We start from the raw sequence: 3,435 nt of genomic DNA, 5'->3' as shown, positions 1-3,435 counted from the left end.
GTCGTCCTGGCGCTGCGCGACCGCGCCGCGCGGAGGGTCCCGGCGGGCCCCGGCGGCGAGTTGATCGACCCGGACGACGCGGCCATCGCCGAGGACAGCCTGGAGGCGCTGCTCCGGCTCCGCTACCGAGCGCGCATGGACCTCGGGCGTCCCGAGGACGACTACGACGCGATGCTCGACGACCTGCTCAAGAACGCCGACTCCTGACCCTCCGGCAGGAACGGCGCTCCGGCGACGGGAACGGCGCTCCGGTCAGAGGGTGGCGATGAGTTCGCTCAGGGCCTGGGCGACGGCGGCGGGCGGCTCGTGCTGGACGACTGTCCAGCCACGCAGCGACGCCTCGCGGACGGCGTGGTCGTGCGATTCCGCGTCGCCTCCCGCCGGTGCGGCGGTGCGGTCGGCGTGGGTGCGCAGGTAGCCGCACGGCGCGTCGGGCCAGTCGGCGGGCACCGGCGCCGGCGGCCCGGCCTTCACCTGCTCGAACGGCTTGGTGTTCCGCACGGCGTCGGCCTGCATGACGCCGTTCCGGGCCGCGCCGTTCTGCAGGGCCGCGTGGCCGTTGGCGTGGGCGTGCGCCGCGCCGGGGTGTTCCGGGTGGTGCGCGCCGGGCGCGGTGCCGTGCGCGTGGGCCTGTGACGGCGGCTGGTCGCCTTCCGGGGCGGAGGGGTGGTCGTGACCATGGTTCTGAGTGGCGCGGGCCGTACGCGGAAGCGAGGCGTCCACGAACACGTAGGCGCCCACCGGACGGTGCGCAGCCCGCTGCGCGGCCGCGATCGCCGGAAGGAGCGGGCCCGCCGCGCCGTGGCCGACGAGGACGAGCGGCACGTCCGGCGCGGTCGCGGCGATGATCAGGGACGTGCGGGCGACGTAGCCCACGCCGTCCAGGTCCGGGACGTCGGGAGTGACGACGTCGAGGCCGTACGAGCGCAGCATCTCCGGCAGGTCGCCCCAGGCGTCGGCGCTCGCGTGCGGCGTGTGCAGCAGGACGAGGGTTCCGGGCGTCACGTCTGCGTCATCCTGACTCCGTGTGGGCCGTGAACACGGTCGGCCGCGTCCGTGCACATCCGTGGTCGCGGCGGGCGCGGTGGGCCCGGCGCGGCGGCCGCCGGTTGCCCACCGTACACGCCCGGACCGTCCGAAGTCCGTGCGCAACGGCGGTACCCGGCGGATCCCCCGCGAGCACCTGGCGAATCCCCTGCGAGCACCTGACGAATCCCCTGCGAGCACCTGGCGGATCCCCGCGGGCCCATGACGGATCAGCCGGCGCTCCACACCCGGTCGGCGAAGGCGAGGAAGTTCCCACCCAGGATCTTCGCGACGCGCTCCTCCGACCAGCCCTCGCGTTCGAGCAGCCGGGCGAGGCGGCGGAACTGGTCGGGGCCGGTCAGCTCCGGGACGAACGGGAGGGTGTCGGCCGCCTCGCCGGTCGCGCCGGAGCCGGTGCGGGCGCGTTCGGCGACCTCCTCGGCGAGCCGGACCCGGTACGCGTCCAGGTCGTCGATCGCGGTGACCGCGCCGTCGGTACCGATGCCGACGGCGTCCTCGCCGCAGACGTCCACCGCGTGCGCGAGGTGCGCGACGACGTCCTCGGCGGTGGCGTGGCCGGACGGGGAGAGGAACGGCATGAAGTAGATCCCGACGAATCCGCCGCGCTCGGCGACCTGGCGGAGTTCGGCGTCGGTCTTGTTGCGCGGCAGGTCGGTGAGGGCGCGGCAGCCGGTGTGGTTGACCGAGAGCGGCCGGGTGGAGTGCGCGATCGCGTCCAGGCAGGTGCGTTCGCCGCTGTGCGAGAGGTCCACCATGAGGCGCTGCTCTTCGAGGGCGTCCACGATGTCGCGCCCGAATGAGGTGAGTCCGCCGTCGGACGGATCCATGCAGCCCGAACCGAGCTGGTTGGCCGGGTTGTAGGTGAGCTGGACGACGCGGACGCCCAGGTCGGCGAGCTTGGCGACGCGGCCGGGGTCGTCGCCGGTCTGCACCGCGTTCTGCAGGCCGTAGATCACGCCGACGCGCCCCTCGCGCTCGGCCCGCCGGATGTCGTCCGCGGTCAGAACCTTCAGCAGGCTGCCGTGGTGCGCGGCGAGGTGCCCGTCCCAGACGGCGATCTCGTCGAGGGTGTGCTCGAAGGGCGGGAAGTCGCCCATGACGTATCCGAGCGTGACGTTCACGGCGGTCAGCCCGGACGCGCGGGCGTCGGCGAGCGCGCGCTCGTTCAGCACCAGGTCGCGGCTTGTCGCGGACGGCCCGTCCGCGGATCCGGCGTTCGGGTCGTCCAGTCCGCCGAGGGCATTGATGATCATCGGGAGGGGTCCTTCCGGTCGGTCGCGCCGAGGGCGCCGGGGGTCATGCGACGGCGTGGGCGTGGCCGCGCTTGACGACCAGTTCGGCTGTGCGCAGGTTGCGGACGTCGCGGAGCGGGTCGTCCGCGACGACGAGCAGGTTGGCGAGCTTGCCGGGCTCGACCGTGCCCATCTCGTTCTCGGCCCCCAATGCGCGCGCGCCCACGAGGGTGGCCGACCGGATCGCCTCCGCAGGCGTGAAACCGCAGCGTTCGGCAAGGAAGACGATCTCGTCCAGCACGGGCGGGCACTTGGGAAGCTCGGGGTCGGGATCGGAGTCCGTGCCCGTCGACACCTCCACGCCCGCGCGATGGGCCTGGGCCGTTAGGGCGGCGGCCAGTTCGCCCGAGGAAGACGCCGGATCCCACATGCTGCCGGTGGCGTCCAGGATGGTTCCTCGTGCGCGCATGTCAGCGAACAGCGCCGCGATGGCCGGATGCGAGCCGTCCATGAAGCGCGCGTGGTCGATCGCGGGTTTGTCCGCGTAGGACGTGAGCGGACGGGTCGGGTCCTGGAAGGCCAGCATCGTCACGTGCGAGACCGAGTCCACGCCCGCGCGGACGACCTCGGCGGGCGTCGCCGGGAAGACGGCCGCGTGCGCCCACACCCGCATGCCCTGCCGGTGCGCCTCGGCGGTCAGCGCCGCGACGGTCCCGCCGGGCAGGTCCGCGTAGATCTTGATCGCGGACGCGTGCGTGCCGCGCGCCAGCGCGACCGCGAGCCGCAGATCGGTGTCCGGGCCGATCGCCTGCATCCAGGGCACCGCGCCGGGGGTCTCGCCCTGGCTGACCTGCACCGTCCGCGGGTCGTCGAAGAAGGACGGGCCGGCCGTGAGCGCCGCGTACCGCAGGTCCGGCGCGGCGATCTCGCCGACCCGGGCGGCGCGCGCGAGGTCGGCGATCTGCCGCAGGTCGTCGGCCATGATCCGGACCGCGGTGACCCCGCCGCGCAGGTCCCGGCGCAGGGTCGCCTCGGCGAGCGGCCGGTCCGGCGGGGTGGCGAGATGCTGGTGCGTGTCGATCAGGCCGGGCAGGACGAACCGTCCGGCGAGGTCCACGACACGCGCGCCCGTCGCGGTGGCCGAGGCGTCCGGCGC

The 3,435-nt window shown here is 74.3% G+C and carries 3 protein-coding genes and 1 pseudogene; 1 reads left to right on the top strand and 3 read right to left on the bottom strand.

Annotated features, from left to right (window positions below; genetic code table 11):
• A pseudogene (locus tag AB0J52_RS32765) lies at positions 1 to 207 on the top strand (hypothetical protein); the annotation flags it as partial.
• A 45-nt stretch (positions 208 to 252) separates the two neighbouring features.
• Here the strand turns inward: AB0J52_RS32765 and AB0J52_RS32760 are convergent.
• The 3 genes from AB0J52_RS32760 to AB0J52_RS32750 form a co-directional block, all read right to left on the bottom strand.
• Positions 253 to 1,005, bottom strand: coding sequence for a hypothetical protein (locus AB0J52_RS32760; RefSeq protein WP_500186717.1), 753 nt, complete (start codon positions 1,003 to 1,005; stop codon positions 253 to 255).
• A gap of 251 nt (positions 1,006 to 1,256) precedes the next feature.
• The gene (locus tag AB0J52_RS32755; RefSeq protein ID WP_500186716.1) at positions 1,257 to 2,300 is read right to left on the bottom strand and encodes a dipeptidase; all 1,044 of its coding nucleotides are present in this window, start codon (positions 2,298 to 2,300) and stop codon (positions 1,257 to 1,259) included.
• A 43-nt stretch (positions 2,301 to 2,343) separates the two neighbouring features.
• Positions 2,344 to 3,435 (bottom strand): amidohydrolase family protein (locus AB0J52_RS32750; protein ID WP_500186715.1); only part of this gene is annotated, 1,092 nt, incomplete at its 5' end.

It is taken from the genome of Spirillospora sp. NPDC049652 (genome assembly GCF_040675125.1).
Lineage (GTDB): Bacteria > Actinomycetota > Actinomycetes > Streptosporangiales > Streptosporangiaceae > Spirillospora.
Note: the sequence above shows the minus strand (reverse complement) of the source record. Positions and strands in the feature narration are given on the sequence as shown.

Excerpts from the sequence above, each read along its gene's own strand:
- AB0J52_RS32755 (WP_500186716.1), bottom strand. The coding sequence starts at position 2,300 with ATGATCATCAATGCCCTCGGCGGACTGGACGACCCGAACGCCGGATCC.